Genomic DNA, 16,870 nt, shown 5'->3' with positions numbered 1-16,870 from the left:
TCAGCGCACCTGCGCCGAAGCGGGCTGCGGGCTGGGTGCCCGGTCATCGAGATCGGTATCGATCGGTTTCAGTTCGGCGTGAGCGGAGGCGACCTTGAGCTCGACGGTCTTCACGGCCGAACCGACCGAGATCTTCTGGACTCCCTCGACCACGACGCGATCCCCGGTCTTCAGGCCGTCGCGGATGATCCAGTTCGAATCGACGACCGGGCCAACCTCCACCGGCTGGAGCATGACCTTGTCGTCTTTGCCGACGATCCAGACCTCGGCCTTGCCGTCATTGGTGCGCTGGATCGCCTGTTGCGGCACCGCGATGGCATCAGCGTCGATGCCCTGCTTGATGCGGGCGCGGACATACATGCCCGGAAACAGCTCATCATGCGGATTGGGAAACAGCACGCGCAAGGTGACCTGTCCGGTGCTCGGATCGGCGGTGACGTCCGAGAACAGAACCTTGCCGGCCGACCCGTAGAGCGAGCCGTCATCCATGATGAGATGCGCGTTGGCGGTGTCCTTGGAAAGGCGCGATAGCTCGCCGCTGGCCAGATCGCGGCGCAGCTTGTTCAACTCACCGACCGACTGGGTGATGTCCACGTAGATCGGATCGAGCTGCTGGATCGTGGCGAGGATCGCGGTCGCGCCCTGTTCGACCAGCGTACCCTCGGTGAGAAGCGCACGACCGATGCGGCCGGAGATCGGGGCACGCACGTCGGTGTAGTTGAGGTTCAGCTTGGCCCTATCGCGCGTGGCCTTGGCGCCGGCCACCTCCGCCTGGGCCTGTTTCAGGCTGGCATAGGCGCTGTCGTACTGCGCTTGGCTGGCGGTCTGGCGCGAAAGCAGCTGCTCGAGACGGTCGGCTTGCTGGCCGGCCAGGACCTGGGCGGCCTCGGTGCGGGCGAGGGCCGCCTCGGCACTGGCGAGCTCGGCCTCGAACGGAGCCGGGTCGATCTTGTAGAGAATGTCGCCTTCCTTGACCAAGCTGCCCTGCTCGAACGTGCGCTTGACCACGAGGCCGGACACGCGGGAGCGCACTTCGGCGATGCGCAGGGGCGCAACGCGCCCCGGAAGATCGCGCACATAGGGAATAGGCTGTTCGCGGACGGTGACGACACTGACTTCCGGCGGCTGGGTCGGCACCGGCGCCGCGGCCTGTTGCTTCTGGTTGCAGGCAGACAGGGCGACCATGACGGAGGCAGCAGCCAGAGAGGCCGGCCAGACACGTCGGACGCGGTGAGAAGTGGTCGTCACGATGATTTAGCTCCTATGCGATACGCGGTCGACCGCAATCCGGCAGGGGATTGGCGGCACTGACACTCAAGTCCTGGGCGAAGATCCGCGAAGCGACTTCAGCACCTTGGCAATCGCTGGGCCACGCAGGGCGGCCATGGCGTCATTGGGCGTGTGGCGGCCGGACCGGGGCCAACCACACACATCACGGCTTCAGCAATCGTTCACAATCTTGGCGATCACGCGACGCAAGCCGGAAAAAGGAGAGCCTTCGACGCGGTTTGGTTAAAACGCCGCGGCCAAGCTCTCAGGTGGAGATCCTGGGGGGGCGGTGGAGTGGTGCGTCCGCGCTGATCCCGAGAGACAAGGCCGAACGACCACGCAACGTCGGTGCCGAGGCTGCACCGAGCACGCGAGATCCCGAAAGCGAGGGCGGGGTCATCGCGTCGTCGACCTCCAGACGCGCGGCGGAACCGGTCGACGGAACCTCACCCTGGCTCACGAGACCGTCGTGCCCCCGGCTGCTGACGGGCGCACCGACACCGGCGCCCCACAGCTCCTGCGGGAAACTCGGCAGAACCATCACAAGGAGGGAAAGCAACACCAGCAGGGTCGACAGAGCCGTGCGGGGACGAACGACCGAATGCGCTTGCGGGGCGTTCGAAGCGAGGCATCCTGCCTCGACGGAGGCATCGGCAGATCTGGTCGTCTCTGAAGTCACGAAACTGAGGGTGGTGCGAAAGTTCCCGCAGCGCAATAACCTGCGACATTCTGTCAAGCGGGCGGCCGAGAGCGGGGATCACCGCCGTTGCGCCAATCCCACAGTATATTCCGTTCACATCGCAGCGGGTTGACCGCTCTTAACCATCCGGCCAAGTCTGCCGGTCCAATCATCTGACGTCCGGCTCCCAAAGCCTGGACCTCGCCGGAATGGGAGACGGGGTGCCTGCGCACCGGCTTGTCCAGATCCGGCCGGAGACGATTAAAATGGGCATTCGCTCTTTCCTCGCCGCCTCGGCTCTCGCGTTGGGCATGGGCCTTGCCACAAGCGTCGGTGCCAGCGCCGGTAACCCGTTCGACAGTGGTCCGATCGCGGATTTCCTCAATATCTTCAAGGAACAGGCGATCCCGCGCGAGACAGTCGCGTGGAAGGGCTCAGAGAAACCCGGAACCGTGGTCGTCTCCACGAGCCAGCGCCGGCTCTACTATGTCCTCGGCGGCGGAGCGGCTGTCCGCTACGGCGTCGGCGTTGGGCGTCAGGGCTTCTCCTGGTCGGGCGAGAAGTCGGTGACGATGAAGAAGGAATGGCCGGCTTGGCGTCCGCCGGCGCAGATGCTGGCGCGGCGGCCCGACCTGCCGCGCTACATGGCCGGCGGCCAGGACAACCCCCTCGGCGCGCGGGCGATGTATCTCGGCTCCTCGCTCTACCGTATCCACGGCTCCAACGAGCCGGAAACCATGGGTGCCGCCGTCTCGTCGGGCTGCATCCGCATGACCAACAAGGATGTGGTCGACCTCTACGACCGGGTGAAGGTCGGCACGAAGGTGATCGTGCGCAACTGAAGACCCCATCCGCCTCCCGCCGGCATCCGGTCGGTCGCGACCGAACGGAGGAGAGAGCGGAATGATCTTCGGTGTCGACATCAGCCTCGTCGCGGGCCTGTTCGCCGTGGCCGTGGCGGCTGGCTGCGTCGATGCCATCGCGGGCGGCGGCGGCCTCATCACGGTGCCGGCCCTGCTCCTGTCCGGGCTCGATCCGGTGAGCGCCATCGCCACCAACAAGCTCCAGGGCAGCGCCGGCGCGATCTCATCGACCATCGCCTTCGCGCGCCGCGGTCACATCCATTGGCCGGCGGCCTGGAAGATCGCCCTCAGCGCCGGTCTCGCCTCGATCGGTGGTGCGCTCTGCGTCAGCCTATTGCCGCGCCCCGTCCTCGACGCGGCCGTACCCGTCCTGCTGATCGGGATCGCGTTCTATTTCGCTTTCGCGCGGCGGATGAGCAGCGAGGACGCGGCGGCACGGATGCGCCCCGGCCTGTTCGCGCTCACCTGGGCTCCCGCCGTCGGCTTCTACGACGGTGTGTTCGGCCCCGGCGCCGGGGCCTTCTACATGATCGGGTTCGTGACGCTGCTCGGGCTCGGCGTGGTGCGTGCGACCGCCCATACCAAGCTCGCCAATGCCGCCAGCAACCTCGGCAGCCTTGCCCTGTTCGCAGCCTCGGGCCACGTGGTCTGGACCATCGGCATCGCCATGGCCTTCGGGGCTTTCATCGGGGCCCAGATCGGCTCGATCCTGGCGATCCGCCTCGGCGCGAAGCTGATCCGGCCGCTTCTCGTCACCATCGCCTGCGCGATGGCGATCCGATTGCTCTCGAACCCCGAGAACCCGCTGCGACAGGCCGTGATGGGCCTGTTCACCGCGAACTAAGCGCGCGTCAGCGCGGCATGAAGGCCCAGTAATCCAGGTCGAGGATCACGGCCGGGTCGTAGCCGTCACCGACCTTGTCCGGGTGGTTCCCGCAGGGCTGGTTCTTGGTGGCGACCGTGCGCAGGCGAAGAGCGCCGATATCCGTGCGGCCGGGAAGCTCGGCGGCTTCGAGCACTTCGCTCCAGGCATAGACCGTGTCACCGGCGAAAAGCGGCGCCACGTGGCGCCCGGCATTGATGCCGGCGAGCGCGAAGGCGTTGCCGAGACCGTTGAAGCTGAGCGCACGGGCGAGAGAAATGACGACACCGCCATAGATCAGGCGCCGGCCGAACCGTGTGTCCTTCGCGGCGAAGCCGTCGAAATGCACCTTGGCGGTATTCTGGTAGAGGCGCGTGGCGATCTGGTGCTCGGCCTCCTCGACGGTCATGCCGTCCACATGGTCGATCTTCTCGCCGACCACGTAATCGCCGAAGCGGTGCGGAGAGCCCGCGAGGTCGAGATCGTAGGCAGCCGCGTTCAGAGGCGGCAGGGCGCCGGCGAGATCGGCCGGATCGACCACCTTGGCGAAGGTCGGGACGTGCTCTTGCTCGATCTTCGCTTCCGGGTCGCGCTTCTTCACCAGCACCCAGCGGCAATAGCTCAGAACCGTCTCGCCGTTGGCGTCGGACCCGGTGGAGCGCACGTAGACCACGCCAGTCTGGCGGTTCGAGCTCTCCTTGAGGCCGATCACTTCGGAGACCGTGGACAGGGTCTCGCCCGGATAGACCGGCCGGCGGAAACCGCCCTCGGCATAGCCGAGATTGGCGAGCGCATTCAGGGAGATGTCCGGGACCGTCTTGCCGAAGACCACGTGGAAGGTGAGCAGGTCGTCCAGCGGGCTCTGCGGGTAGCCGATGGCCTTGGCGAAGGCATCGGAGGACTGAACGGCGAAGCGCGGGCCGTAGAGGGAGGTGTAGAGCGCGACGTCGCCGCTCGTCACCGTGCGCGGCGTGGCATGGCGGATGGTCTCACCGAGGCGATAATCCTCGAAGAAGCGGCCGGGATTGGTCTTCATCTCTTGGTCGTCCCTCGACGTGATTTTCTTGGCCCTTTGTCCAGTGCGGCCTCAGCCGCCATAGACCACGGTCTGGGGCGGAATGACCTCGTGCAGGAGGCGGCTGATGAAGAGAAGCAGCAGCACCAGGACGATCGGCGACAGGTCGATCCCACCGAGATTGGGCAGGACGCTGCGGATCGGGCGAAGAACCGGCTCGGTCAGCCGGTAGAGCACCTCACCGATCTGCGACACGATCGGGTTGCGCACGTTGACCACGTTGAAGGCCACGAGCCAGCTCAGCACGGCGCTGGCGATCAGCACGTAGATGAAGAGCTGGACGACGGTGTCGAAGAGCCAGAGAAGAGCGTACATGCGCGGTTCTGATGTCCTCGTTCGCCCCGCCTCACCGGCGCGGGTCAACGGCGGGATTTCCTGAATTGACAGCCCGAGGCACGCGCGCTTACAAAGCGGCCACCTCGGAACGGGGCTGTAGCTCAGATGGGAGAGCGCCGCAATCGCACTGCGGAGGTCAGCGGTTCGATCCCGCTCAGCTCCACCAGGTTTATTTCAAGTCCCTGGTGAATCAACGATCTTGTCGTGAACGCGTAGCTTTTCCGGCGCCGGGAGACAGGATCAGCCAGCTTGGCAGCGTGCCGGGCTCCGACGGTGTTTCGTCGCTTGTGGCCACCTCGACAGCGCAACATGTTACCCGCTGACGGCCTCCTGCGCAGGAAGGCCGCGCGGCGTCCATGACGGGCACATGAGCGCGACGCATCCTGAGCGCGAAATGCCTAGGCCGCGGCCGACCGGCACAGGGCCGTGCCGTCACGGATCATGAAATTCACCAGCGTCGGCGAGACGCCGTTCTCGCGGGCCAGGACGGTCTGCGGAATGCCGTCGATCCGATGGGCGAGAAACACCCGGCGGGTTCGCTCCGAGGTCGTTTCCAGCGCGGCCAGTGCTGCCTTCAGCGCCTGGCATTGCTCGAGGCGGTCCTGAGGACAGGTGCAGGGAGCGGGAATGGCCTCGGCCTGCTCATCCGGCACGAAGCGGCAGCGCTCGCGGATCGTGCGCCGCGCCCAATCGATGGCGGCGTTCCGAACCATCCGCCGCAGGTAATGCAGCGGCGCCTCGACGCGGCGACCAGGACGCAGATCGGCGGCCGGCTCCTCGCAGAGCTTGAGCACCACCTCCTGCACCACGTCCTCCGCCGCCGAGCGATCACGCAGGATCTGCGTCGCGTAGGCCACGAGGCCCGACTGTTCGGCGATGAGAGCAGCGAGCAGCGGAGCTGCGATGTCGCTCCGCCTTCCAGGCGAATGAGTCTGTGACATGGACGACCTTCTTCGGATGCGTAGGTCAGTACGAAAACGCGCGAAACTGCCCAGCCGCGCACGTCGCCGGGTCATTTCCACGATCCAACTCGGATATGGAGGCTAAAGAGATAAATTCCACAGACATACAAGAGTGATTTTATAGGGAGATGTTTGAATTAGAAATATTCTAAATGTAGAATCGCCAGTTACATCGAATCGGTCAGACGATATTCAGGCTTTCCTCGAAGGGTTTATGCTATGAAGCTACATGAAATTTGGCCAAAATGTTCTGTCGCATGGCCACAGGCCACCTGCTGCATGAACGAACACATCTTCGGATTGTGAACGGTTGCGTTAATAAAAGATACAGTTTTTGCGCGAGCAGGACCCGGCTGCCCAGGATCGAAAGGCGTGGCGGCAGCGGAGTGCTCGGCTCGTCATGCTGCTGTGGGCGCCACGAGTTTCCCGGTTGCCCCTAAATTTCCGGAGTGCCGGAGCGTCCTGTCCCAGAGGGCATCCCGGTCGCGGATGCCGGTACCAGCCAACGACGAGACGCGATGCTTTCGACAACAGTTCCTTTTCGATGCGGCGAGGCGACGGGCCGTACCGTCGAGGTCTACCTGGACGGCGACCGGCTCAGCGTCGTGGCGGAGGGCCGGGTCGGTCTACGCCTGCGCCTTCAGCAGGGGAGCAGCCCGCATCTGTCCCTGGAGGAGCCCGTGAGACCCGACCCGAGCGAGGTCCTGACGAACATCACGGCGGCATTCGAGATGGTCTCGGCGACACATCCAGATGCCGAACGGATCAGCCTCGACGGTGCCAGCTTCGCGGGTCTCGTCGCCTCCCTGGCGGAGCGCGGCCTCGTCGTCCGGGAAGGCGACGCGCTTTCCGTCGATCCGACGATGCTGTGGCAGCGCCCCGAACCCTGGCTCGCCAACCTCGCGACGCGCGATTTTCCCGCCCGTCAGATCATGAGTGACGGCAAGCGCCATCCGCAACGGTCGCCGAAGCCCAAGGCCGTGATCTATTCCCGCTTCATCCCCTGGCTCGGACAGGCCGTGGCGTTCCGAGCCGCCACGATCGACGACGTCGATACCCTGCACCGCTGGTTCAACGATCCGGTGGTCGATGCCGCCTGGGGCGAGGCCGGCGAACGCGACAAGCACGAGGCCTATCTCGACGGCCTCATCGCCGATCCGCACATGATCCCGCTGATCGGGACGATCGGCGGCGAGCCGTTCGGCTATTTCGAGATCTACTGGGCCAAGGAGAACCGCCTCGCCCCGTTCTACGACGTGCAGGATTACGATCGCGGCTGGCATGTCCTGATCGGCGAGAGCCGGTTTCGCGGCAAGGCCTACATCTCGGCCTGGCTGCCCTCGCTGATGCATGCGCTCTTCCTCGACGACCCGCGCACGGAGCGGATCGTCGGCGAGCCCAAGGCGGACCATGTCCAGCAATTGCGCAACCTGGAGCGGTCGGGCTTCGCGCGGATCAAGACCTTCGATTTTCCGCACAAGCGCGCGGCCCTGTTGATGCTCCTGCGCGAGCGCTTCTTTTGCGAAAGGCTGTGGTCGCCGGCGGGGGGCATCCCCGCCTCGCCGGAGACCGTCTCGCCGCCGGCGTCCTGACGGGACGCGTCAGCGCAGGGCGACTGAACATGGCACCACGCCGTCATTCCGGGTCGCCAGAGGCGAGCCCGGACCCGGAGGGCCGCGCCAGAGGCGTGCAATCCAGAGCCGCCAACGGTGCAAAGTCCTGCAGCACCTGTGTTTCTGGATCCCGGGCTCCGCTGCGCGGCCCCGGGATGACGGGGTGCTACGATTGGATTTTGGACGCGTGAATCGGCATCTGCGATTGCCCTGCCTCAGCGGGAGGCGAGGTAGGCGCGCCAGCCGCCGTGGATTGTGATGTCCTCGGCGCCCGCCACCGCATGGGCCTCGCACAGGAACCCGGAGACGTCTGAACCGTCCTCCAGGGTGAGCTTGCCGATGCCAAGGGGGGCGGGGATCGCGGCGGTGAAGCGGCCGAAACCCGCCGGGGGCAGGGCCCAGATCTCGACCTCCAACCCGCCGCCAGCCAAGCCCGGTTCGTGGACCAGACCGGGCTTGGCCGGGTGAGTGCCGGGCAGGGCGTAGAGCCGGTACGCGCCCGAGGTCCGCGCCGCCCGCACCATCCTGCCGCCGAGATCGGTGAGCTGGTGGTTGAGGGGCAGACCCGAGAGATGGGCGCCCACCACCGCGATGGCGATCTCGTCCGTCTCGGTGGCCGAGACCCGGCTCGCCTCGGGCAGAAGCGCGTCGCGCGCGATCCCCATTCCGCTCGCCGCCGCGCGGTGGAGCGCGTCGGCCCAGGGGCCCAAAGCCTCGTCGCTGAAGCCGGGGCCGACGAGCGTCACGCCGCCGGGCAAGCCATCGGCGCCGAAGCCTCCGGGCACCGCGATCGCGGCCAGACCGAGGAGGTTGGCGAAGTTGGTGTAATGCCCGAAATGGCTGTTAAGGCGGATCGGGTCGGCCAGCATCTCCTCCACCGTGTAGGTGGTGGGGGAGGTCGGCAGGAGCAGGATGTCGACCTCCGCCCAGGTCGCCTCGGTGCGCCGCCGCAGGGCCTCGAACGCGTAGCGGCCCTCGAACGCATCGACGGCGCTGTAGGCCTTGGCGGACTCGACGATGCTCCTCACGCTCGGGTCGAGGGCGTCGACATTCCCGGCGAAGAACCCGGCGATGGCGGCCAGGCGCTCGGCCACCCACGGCCCGTTATAGAGCAGGGTCGCGATCTCGCGGAACGGTGCGTAATCGAACGGCACCGCCACGGCGCCCAGCGATTCGAGGCGGGCGATAGCCGCGTCATAGAGCGCCTCACGCTCGGCATCGCCGTAGAACTCGCGCTCGGCCGGGGTCGGGACGCCGAAGCGCAGGCCCTGAGCGGGGAGCGAATGTGGTACCGCCCGCCGCGAGAACGGATCGGCGGCGTCGAACCCTTCCGCGATGCGGCGGATCGCAAGACCGTCGCCCACGGTGGCCGCGAAGATGCTGATGCAGTCGAGACTGCGGCACGCAGGGACGAGGCCCGTCGTGCTGAACAGGCCCGGCGTCGGCTTGATCCCCACGAGGTTGTTGAACATCGCCGGCACGCGGCCGGAACCGGCCGTGTCGGTGCCCAGCGAAAAGCTCGCGAGCCCCGCCGCCACGGCGACGGCCGAGCCGGAACTCGACCCACCCGAGACATGGGCGGCGCTGAACACGCTGCGCGGTGCGCCGTAGGGCGAGCGGGTGCCGTTGAGGCCGGTGGCGAACTGGTCGAGATTGGTCTTGCCCGTGCAGAACGCACCCGCCGCCTTCAGGCGCGCCACCACCTCGGCATCCGCCTGCGCCGTATAGGCGAAGGCCGGGCAGGCCGCCGTCGTCGGCAGGCCGGCGACGTCGATATTGTCCTTCACCGCGAAGGGCACGCCCCAGAGCGGCAATGAGTTCGGCTCGGGGTGGCGCGCCATCAGGTCCCGCGCCGCGCTCACCAATGCCTCCCGGTCGAGGGCGGTGATGAAGATGGCTGGGTCCGTCGACGCCTCCATCCTTTCGGCGACGGCTTCGGCGACGGTGACGGGGGTGGCACGCCCCGCCACGTAGAGGGCGCGCAGGGTCGACAGGTCGAGGATGGTCGGCAGCATGTCGGTCGGCTCTCTCACCTGCTCAGATCTCTTCCAGGATGGCGACGAGATCGCCGCCGCGCAGGGTGCGGCCCGGCTTCACCCGGACCTCACGCACGATTCCCGCCACCGGGGCGGAAACGGCGATCTCCATCTTCATCGATTCGAGGATCGCCACCGTCTCGCCGGACGCGACGCTCTGGCCTTCCTCGACCAGCACCTTCCAGACATTGCCCGGCACCGTGGTCGGCACGCCCACATGGCCGTCGGGCACCGCATCCTCTTCGCCCAGAGGCGCGCCCTCGTCGGCGACGAAACTGTCGAGCCCCTCATCCTGCCAGCGCTGCCGCTCAGCCTCGAAGGCGGTCTGCTGGCGCAGTTTCGCGGCCGTGATCTCGACGGCGTTGCGGGCGAGCTCGGCCCGATGCTCGGCATAGGAGAACGTGCCTTCCTCGATCCTCAGCGGGTAGGCCCCGTGCGGGAAGGCGGCGCGCGCCTCCATCAGCTCGTCATGGCTCACGGGGAAGAAGCGGATGCGGTCGAACGGGCGCAGCAGCCAGGGATGGCCGGGGACGAATTCCTTCGTCATCCGCCAGGTGTTCCAGATCTGGATGGTGCGGCCGAAGAGCTGGTACCCGCCCGGCCCCTCCATGCCGTAGATGCACATATAGGCGCCGCCGATGCCCACCGCGTTCTCCGGCGTCCAGGTGCGGGCGGGGTTGTACTTGGTGGTCACCAGGCGGTGGCGCGGGTCCACCGGTGTCGCCACCGGCGCGCCGAGATAGACGTCGCCCAGCCCCATCACGAGGTAGCTCGCATCGAAGATGATGCGTTTTACGTCAGCTTCCGACTCCAACCCGTTGATGCGGCGGATGAACTCGATGTTCGAGGGGCACCAGGGCGCGTTGGGACGCACAAGCTCCTGGTACTTGCGCATGGCGAGTTCGGCCTGCGGGTCGTTCCAGGACAGGGGCAGGTGGACCACGCGGCTCGGCACCGTCACGTCCTCGACGGCGGGCAGGGCGGCCTCGATCTCGCGCAACTGCCCGAGGAGGCGTGAGCGCGGCAGCGTGGTGCCGTCGTAATGGATCTGGAGCGAGCGGATGCCGGGCGTCAGGTCGATGAGCCCCGGCAACCGCGCCTCGTCCACGGCTTCGGCCAGGAGGTGGACCCGCAGGCGGATGCCGATATCGAGGGCCATCGGCCCGTATTCGACCAGCAGGTTATCGTCGCCCTGGCGGCGGTAGACCACCGGCACGGGGCCGGAAGAGTCGGTGGCGAGGATGGGCGAGCCGGCGCAAGCTGGTCCCTCCCCGCTCTGCGGGGGAGGGTGGCCCTCGCGTGAGCGAGGGTCGGGAGAGGGGAGCGCCATCTTCGGAGAGGTCGCCCCCTCTCCCGCCTGCTCCGCAGGCACCCTCTCCCGCAGGGGGGAGAGGGTGGGTACGTCCCCCACCCGCTCCACCGCCCTGAACCGCACCGTATCCCCCGGCCGCAATTGCCCCATCTTCCACTGCTCGTCGCGGGCGATCACCGCCGGGCAGACGAAGCCGCCGAGGCTTGGGCCGTCCGGCCCCAGGAGGATCGGCATGTCACCGGTGAAGTCGATGGAGCCGATGGCGTAGGCGTTGTCGTGGAGGTTCGACGGGTGCAGCCCGGCCTCGCCGCCGTCGCTCCGTGCCCAGAGCGGGGTCGGGCCGACGAGGCGCACGCCGGTGCGGGCCGAGTTGAAGTGAACCTCGTAAGAGGCTGAGAACAAGTCCGAAATGTCCTCGTCCCGGAAGAAGTCCGGCGCACCGTGCGGCCCGTAGACCACGCCGATCTCCCAGGCATGGGTGAGGGGCGCAGGCTCGGGCATCGACGCTTCGACACCCGGGACCTCGCCGAGATGCAGCACGTCGCCGGCCTTCAGGACACCGGTGGCATGGCCGCCGAAGGCGCCCAGCGCGAAGGTCGCCCGCGAGCCGAGGACGAGAGGCGCGGCAAACCCGCCGCGCAGGGCGAGGTAGCTGCGCTGGCCGGGGCCGGCGATCGCGCCGATGCTCACGGTCTGTCCGGGTTCGACGGTGAAGGCACGGCCATGGGGCTGCGCGACCCCGTCGAGGCGCACGGCCATCGCGGCCCCGGCGAGCGCCACGGTGGCGGCGGCATGGAACCGCAGGTTCGGCCCGGACACGGTGAGTTCGAGGGCGCAGGTATCGGGCGGGTTGCCGACGAGGGCGTTGGCGTCGCGGAACGAGCGCGCATCCATCGGCCCGCTCGGTGGCACGCCCACATGCCAGAGGCCAATGCGGCCGGGTAGTTCCTGCAGGCTCGATTGCGCGCCGGGAACCAGCACCTCGATGCTGCGCGGCGCATAGGGAAAGTCGCGCAATGCCGTGGTGGCGACCCGGCCCGAGGCGAAGAGCTCGGAACCGGCGATGGCGCGCAGGTAATCGAGATTGGTCTCGATCCCCGAGACCGCGCTGCCGTCGAGGGCCTGGCGCAAAGCGGCGAGCGCCGCCGGGCGATCCTCGCCGGACACGATGATCTTGGCGAGCATCGGGTCGTAGTTCGTGGTGACCTCGGTGCCAGTCTCGATCCAACTGTCGATGCGCGCCTCGGCGGGGAACCGCACTTCGGTGAGGAGGCCGGCGCTCGGGGCGAAATTGGCGTGCGGGATCTCGGCATAGAGCCGCGCCTCCATGGCCGCGCCCTGCGGGACCAGGGGGCCGGCGGCAGCAATCACGTCCTCGCCCGCCGCCTGGCGGATCATCCATTCCACGAGATCGATGCCGAACACCGCCTCGGTGACCGGGTGCTCGACCTGCAGCCGGGTGTTCACTTCGAGGAAGGAGAAATCCTCGCGGACGGGATCGTAGATATACTCCACCGTTCCCGCCGAGGCGTAGGCGACGCTCGTCCCCAAAGCCACCGAGGCCGCGTGGAGGCGTGCACGCACCGCATCCGACAGGCCCGGCGCGGGGGTCTCCTCGATGACCTTCTGGTTGCGGCGCTGGAGCGAGCAATCGCGCTCGCCAAGCGCCACCACGCGGCCGGCACCATCGCCGAAGATCTGCACCTCCACGTGGCGCGCCTCGCCGACGAAGCGTTCGAGATAGACGCGGGCATCGCCGAAGCTCGCCCGCGCCGTGCGCTCGACACTGGTATAGTGCTCGCGCAACTCCTCGGCAGAGGCGCACAGACGCATGCCGATGCCGCCGCCGCCCGCCGTGCTCTTGAGCATCACCGGGTAACCGATGGTCTCGGCCGCCGCGAGGGCTGCGTCCAGGTCCGGCAGCAGGCCGGTGCCGGGCAGGAGGGGCACGCCGCTGGCGCGGGCGAGGTCGCGCGCGGTGTGCTTGAGGCCGAAGGCGCGCAGGTGCTCGGGTTTCGGGCCGATGAAGACGATGCCCTCCGCCGCCAGACGCTCGGCGAAGGCGACGTTCTCCGACAGGAACCCGTAGCCGGGGTGGACGGCTTGCGCTCCCGTCGCCTTGCAGGCGGCGATCACCGCCTCGACGTTCAGGTAGCTCTCGGCCGCCGGCGCGGGTCCGAGGCGGATCGCCTCGTCCGCCTCCAGCACGCCGCGGGTGAACCGGTCGGCATCGGAGTAGACGGCCACGGACGCGACACCCATGCGCCGGCAGGTGCGGGCGATCCGCCGGGCGATCTCGCCGCGATTGGCGATGAGGATCTTGCCGAACATCAGCGCAGATCCCCGGTCGAGGCTTGATCCCGGATAGAGACGCGGATCGGCGTCGGGTTGAAGCCGTTGCAGGGGTTGTTGATCTGCGGGCAGTTCGAGATCACGCAGATCACGTCCATCTCAGCCGTGACCTCGACATAGTCGCCGGGAGCGGAGACGCCGTCGACGATGGCGAGCTCGCCGTTCTGCTCGATGGGCACGTTCATGAAGAAGTTGATGTTGGGTGGGATGTCGCGCTTCGAGAGCCCGTATTTCGCGACCTCAAGGGCGAAGTTCTCGCGGCAGGCATGGAGATACTTGGTGGCGTGACCGAAGCGCACGGTGTTGGCCTCGCAGGAGCAGGCGCCAGCCGAGGTATCGTGACGACCGCAGGAATCGGCGGTGACGGTCGCCATCACCCGGCCCTCGTTGGAGACGAGCCGCGTGCCCGTCGTCACATAGGCCGAGCCCTGGACGCGCAGGGTGTCCTGCGAGGAATAGCGCTCGCCCATGTCGCCGGCGCGGTAGAACAGGGTGTCCACCGCCTGGCAGCCGTCGGTGTCGGTGATGCGAAGAATCTGGCCCTTGCGCACGAGGCCGGACCAGGGCGCCTGAGCCGGCACGACCTCGTCGAGGAGAAGCTGGGTGTCGTTGGTCATGATGCGTCCCTCCCGTCAGAAGCCGATGGCGGCGTTGTTCTCGAAGCCGCGGACAGCCTCGATCGTGGCCGTGCGGCAGAGATCGTCGGCGGCGGGGATGGGCGCCCGGAAGCGGGTCACCACCACGGGGTTCGGCGCGTAATCCGGGTTCGGGTCGAGGGGGTGGGGACAGTTCGAGAGGGTGACGAGAAGGTCGAGCTCGGCGCGGAGATCGACGAAGTCGCCCGCGCGGCGACCCGCCTCGTTCCAGGCGAAGCGCCCCTCCGCACCCACGGAGACGGGGGCGAACAGCGTGACGCAGGCGGGGATGTCGCGCCGGTCGAGCCCGGCCTTGAGAGCGGCGAGGACGAGGTTGTCGCGGGTGTTGCGATGGGGGCCGCCCGCGTAGCGCGCGGCGTTGGAGGCGGCGTTGGAGCCGCCCACCAGCGCATCGTGCGCGCCGCAGGAATCCTCGATGAGCGAGAGCATCACCCGCCCCATGTCGGAGAACAGCACCCGGCCGCGCTGAAGAGCGGCGGTCCACTGCACCTTCACGGTGTCGGCGTAGTTGAGACGCTCGGAGGTCTCGGCGGCGTTCCAGGCGACGAGGGCGACGCTGGAGGGACCATGGTCGAGACTGATCCGCAGGGCCTCGCCGGCATTCAGCTCGAAGGTGCAGTACCAGCCGCCCGGGATGGTCTCGGTGTGGAGGATCGCCGCTTCGTCGAGGGGCAATCCCCGCGACGAGGGCGGCGGCAGGGCGCGGGGGGCATGCCCCTGGCCCTGGGCCTTCAGTTCCTCGTAGCGACGCCGATTCTCGGCGATGATGCTGGCTGTGTCGGTCATGCCCGTCTCCTCAAGTCTGTTCTCCGGGTCGTCCCGGAAAAACAGCCCTGTCGCGGCCGGGTCGTCCCGGCGGGCATGCGTCGATCGCGGTGCTGCTTAACCCGGGGGATCGCCGAGTGTGAAAGATTTGCGGACCGGCTCCCGTACGTCCCAGGTGCCGGCAAAACCGGAGGGGGAAACGAAGGTGTCTCCCGCCCGGTAGGTCTTGGCGAGCCCGTCCCCGTCGGTGACCGACACCACCCCTTCCAGGATGTGGACGAACCCGTTCTGCGCGAAGTCGATGTGCCACTTGCCCGGCTGGCAGGTCCAAGTGCCGGCCGAGAAGAGACTGTCCTCGCTCTGGTAGACGACGCTTACCGTCTGGGCGGGGTCGCCCGAGACGATACGCTCCAGCTCCAGCCGGCAGAGCTTCGATTGCCGCTAAGTGGGGGCGAGATCGATGGTCTTTCTGCCCTGTCCCAGACCGGTCACGAGGGTCGCGACCGATCGGGCTCCCATGCCGCCGAACAGGGCAAGAATCGGACCGCCGAAAGTATGAAGCGGCCGCGCAATCTCCACCGAGCCATCTCCCTCGCAAGGACATCCGCGGCCGGCCGAATCTCGGCCGTACCTGCAAAGACCAATATGTCTCGCGCGAGAGAGGCATGAGTGTGTTGAGCGTCCGCTTCACGAGGAAGTTAACACCTAGAAAAGGTGGCTATAGCGCTCGATCTCCCAGGCACTGACCGTGAGGTGATACTCCTCCCACTCGGCGCGCTTGTAGCGGATGAACTCGTCGCGCAGCGCCTTGCCCAGGGTCTTCTCCACCAGCGGGTCGGCGGCGAAGGCGTCCACCGCCTCGGCGAGGGTCTGTGGCAGGAACTCGATGCCGCGTTCGGCGCGCTGGGCGTCGGTGAGGTCGTAGAGGTTGTCCTCGTTGGGGGCACCCGGATCGATGCGCTCGCGGATACCTTCGAGACCGGCCGCCAGGACGAGAGCGGCGGCGAGGTAGGGGTTCACCGCGCCGTCGGCGTTGCGGCTCTCGCAGCGTCCGCCGCCGGCGGGCACGCGCACCGAATTGGTGCGGTTGTTCGAGCCGTAGGAGTTGAACACCGGCGCCCAGGAGAAGCCCGCCATGGAGCCCTGGCGCACGAGGCGCTTGTAGCTGTTCACCGTCGGCGCGAAGGCGGCACAGAGCGCCCGCCCGTGCTTCAGCACGCCGCCGATGAAGTGATAGCCGGTCTCGGTGAGGCCGAGGCCGCGCGGATCGGCCGATGGGTCGCAGGCGAAGATGTTCTTGCCCGTCTCCTTGTCGGAGAGGGACATGTTGAAATGCGCGCCATTTCCGGTGCGGTCTGCAAAGGGTTTGGGCATCATCGTGGCGATGAGGCCTTCTTCCTTGGCATAATGCTTGGCCATCATGCGGAAGAAGGTGAGCCGGTCGCACATCGTCAGGGCGTCGGCGTAGTTGAAGTCGAACTCGAACTGGCCGCACGCATCCTCGTGATCGAAGGAATACAGGTCCCAGCCGAGATCGTTGATGGTGGTGGCGACCTTGTCGAGCCAGGTGAAGTTGTCGACGAAGCCACGCACGTCGTAGCAGGGCTTGACCAGCTTATCGTCGGGGATCGGCGTGTGGAGCGAGCCGTCCGCCTCCTGCTTCAGCAGGAAGATCTCGCATTCGATGCCGAGATTGAAGCCGAACCCCATGGCCTCGGCCTCGGCCATGATGGTCTTCAGGGCGACACGGGTCGAGAGCGGATAAGGCTGGCCCTGGAACGTCAGGTCCGCCGGACACCAGGCGAGCTTCGATTCCCAGGGCAGCTGGATCAACTGGGAGAAGTCCGGCACGGAGGCCAGCTCGTCCTCGTTCGGAGCCTGGCCGAGCCCGTCGAGGGCATAGCCGGTATAGCGCTCGGACCCCGCCGCCATCTGCGGAAGGTGGTCGATGGGCACGACCTTGGCCTTCTGCGCGCCATGGATGTCGACATAGGCGCCGATGACGTATTTCACGCCCTTGGCGCGCAGCTCGTCCTGCAGCTTGGCGATGGCGGGATCGATTTCGGTGGCATGCGCCATCGGGCGGCTCC

At 67.3% G+C, this 16,870-nt stretch carries 13 protein-coding genes and 1 tRNA gene; 4 read left to right on the top strand and 10 right to left on the bottom strand.

What is annotated here, in order from left to right:
- Positions 1 to 1,185: an efflux RND transporter periplasmic adaptor subunit gene (locus tag AC0IXR_RS10320; RefSeq protein WP_156467932.1), complete on the bottom strand. Its 1,185-nt coding sequence runs from the start codon at positions 1,183 to 1,185 to the stop codon at positions 1 to 3.
- A gap of 1,074 nt (positions 1,186 to 2,259) precedes the next feature.
- Between AC0IXR_RS10320 and AC0IXR_RS10315 the strand changes: the two genes are divergently transcribed.
- Entirely contained in the window at positions 2,260 to 2,790 is a 531-nt protein-coding gene (locus AC0IXR_RS10315; RefSeq protein WP_156467931.1) for a L,D-transpeptidase, read from the top strand.
- 61 nt (positions 2,791 to 2,851) lie between these two features.
- Positions 2,852 to 3,655 carry a TSUP family transporter gene (locus tag AC0IXR_RS10310; RefSeq protein ID WP_471760624.1) on the top strand — a complete coding sequence of 268 codons (804 nt, stop codon included), beginning with the start codon at positions 2,852 to 2,854 and terminating at the stop codon, positions 3,653 to 3,655.
- A 7-nt stretch (positions 3,656 to 3,662) separates the two neighbouring features.
- Here AC0IXR_RS10310 and AC0IXR_RS10305 read toward each other — a convergent pair whose 3' ends face one another.
- On the bottom strand, positions 3,663 to 4,709 hold the full coding sequence (locus AC0IXR_RS10305; protein ID WP_471760623.1) for a MaoC family dehydratase: 1,047 nt from the start codon (positions 4,707 to 4,709) through the stop codon (positions 3,663 to 3,665).
- Between the two features lie 51 nt (positions 4,710 to 4,760).
- Positions 4,761 to 5,063, bottom strand: coding sequence for a YggT family protein (locus AC0IXR_RS10300; RefSeq protein WP_056433481.1), 303 nt, complete (start codon positions 5,061 to 5,063; stop codon positions 4,761 to 4,763).
- Between the two features lie 111 nt (positions 5,064 to 5,174).
- On the opposite strand from AC0IXR_RS10300, the gene AC0IXR_RS10295 reads away from it, so the two are divergent.
- Positions 5,175 to 5,250, top strand: a tRNA-Ala gene (locus AC0IXR_RS10295).
- Between the two features lie 232 nt (positions 5,251 to 5,482).
- On the opposite strand, the gene AC0IXR_RS10290 is transcribed toward AC0IXR_RS10295, so the two are convergent.
- Positions 5,483 to 6,025, bottom strand: coding sequence for a sigma-70 family RNA polymerase sigma factor (locus tag AC0IXR_RS10290; RefSeq protein ID WP_419952051.1), 543 nt, complete (start codon positions 6,023 to 6,025; stop codon positions 5,483 to 5,485).
- A 539-nt stretch (positions 6,026 to 6,564) separates the two neighbouring features.
- On the opposite strand from AC0IXR_RS10290, the gene AC0IXR_RS10285 reads away from it, so the two are divergent.
- Positions 6,565 to 7,638, top strand: a complete 1,074-nt coding sequence (locus AC0IXR_RS10285) for a GNAT family N-acetyltransferase (protein ID WP_471760620.1) — start codon at positions 6,565 to 6,567, stop codon at positions 7,636 to 7,638.
- A 236-nt stretch (positions 7,639 to 7,874) separates the two neighbouring features.
- Here the strand turns inward: AC0IXR_RS10285 and atzF are convergent, their stop codons facing one another.
- The 6 genes from atzF to glnT all read right to left on the bottom strand — a co-directional run bounded on the left by atzF (position 7,875) and on the right by glnT (position 16,859).
- Entirely contained in the window at positions 7,875 to 9,674 is a 1,800-nt protein-coding gene (atzF, locus tag AC0IXR_RS10280) for an allophanate hydrolase (protein ID WP_471760795.1), read from the bottom strand.
- 22 nt (positions 9,675 to 9,696) lie between these two features.
- On the bottom strand, positions 9,697 to 13,338 hold the full coding sequence (gene uca, locus AC0IXR_RS10275; protein WP_471760619.1) for an urea carboxylase: 3,642 nt from the start codon (positions 13,336 to 13,338) through the stop codon (positions 9,697 to 9,699).
- Positions 13,338 to 13,976 (bottom strand): urea amidolyase associated protein UAAP2, encoded by a 639-nt coding sequence (locus AC0IXR_RS10270; protein WP_461233959.1) that lies wholly within the window; start codon positions 13,974 to 13,976, stop codon positions 13,338 to 13,340. The genes uca and AC0IXR_RS10270 overlap by 1 nt, the downstream gene beginning before the upstream one ends.
- Before the next feature lie 15 nt (positions 13,977 to 13,991).
- Positions 13,992 to 14,801, bottom strand: coding sequence for an urea amidolyase associated protein UAAP1 (locus tag AC0IXR_RS10265; RefSeq protein WP_471760618.1), 810 nt, complete (start codon positions 14,799 to 14,801; stop codon positions 13,992 to 13,994).
- A 96-nt stretch (positions 14,802 to 14,897) separates the two neighbouring features.
- Positions 14,898 to 15,185 carry a cupin domain-containing protein gene (locus tag AC0IXR_RS10260; protein ID WP_471760794.1) on the bottom strand — a complete coding sequence of 96 codons (288 nt, stop codon included), beginning with the start codon at positions 15,183 to 15,185 and terminating at the stop codon, positions 14,898 to 14,900.
- Between the two features lie 300 nt (positions 15,186 to 15,485).
- Positions 15,486 to 16,859, bottom strand: coding sequence for a type III glutamate--ammonia ligase (gene glnT / locus AC0IXR_RS10255; protein WP_471760617.1), 1,374 nt, complete (start codon positions 16,857 to 16,859; stop codon positions 15,486 to 15,488).
- Between the last annotated feature and the right edge of the window lie 11 nt (positions 16,860 to 16,870).

It is taken from the genome of Methylobacterium sp. AC832 (assembly GCF_979256025.1).
This window is presented reverse-complemented; position numbering and strand designations above follow the sequence as displayed.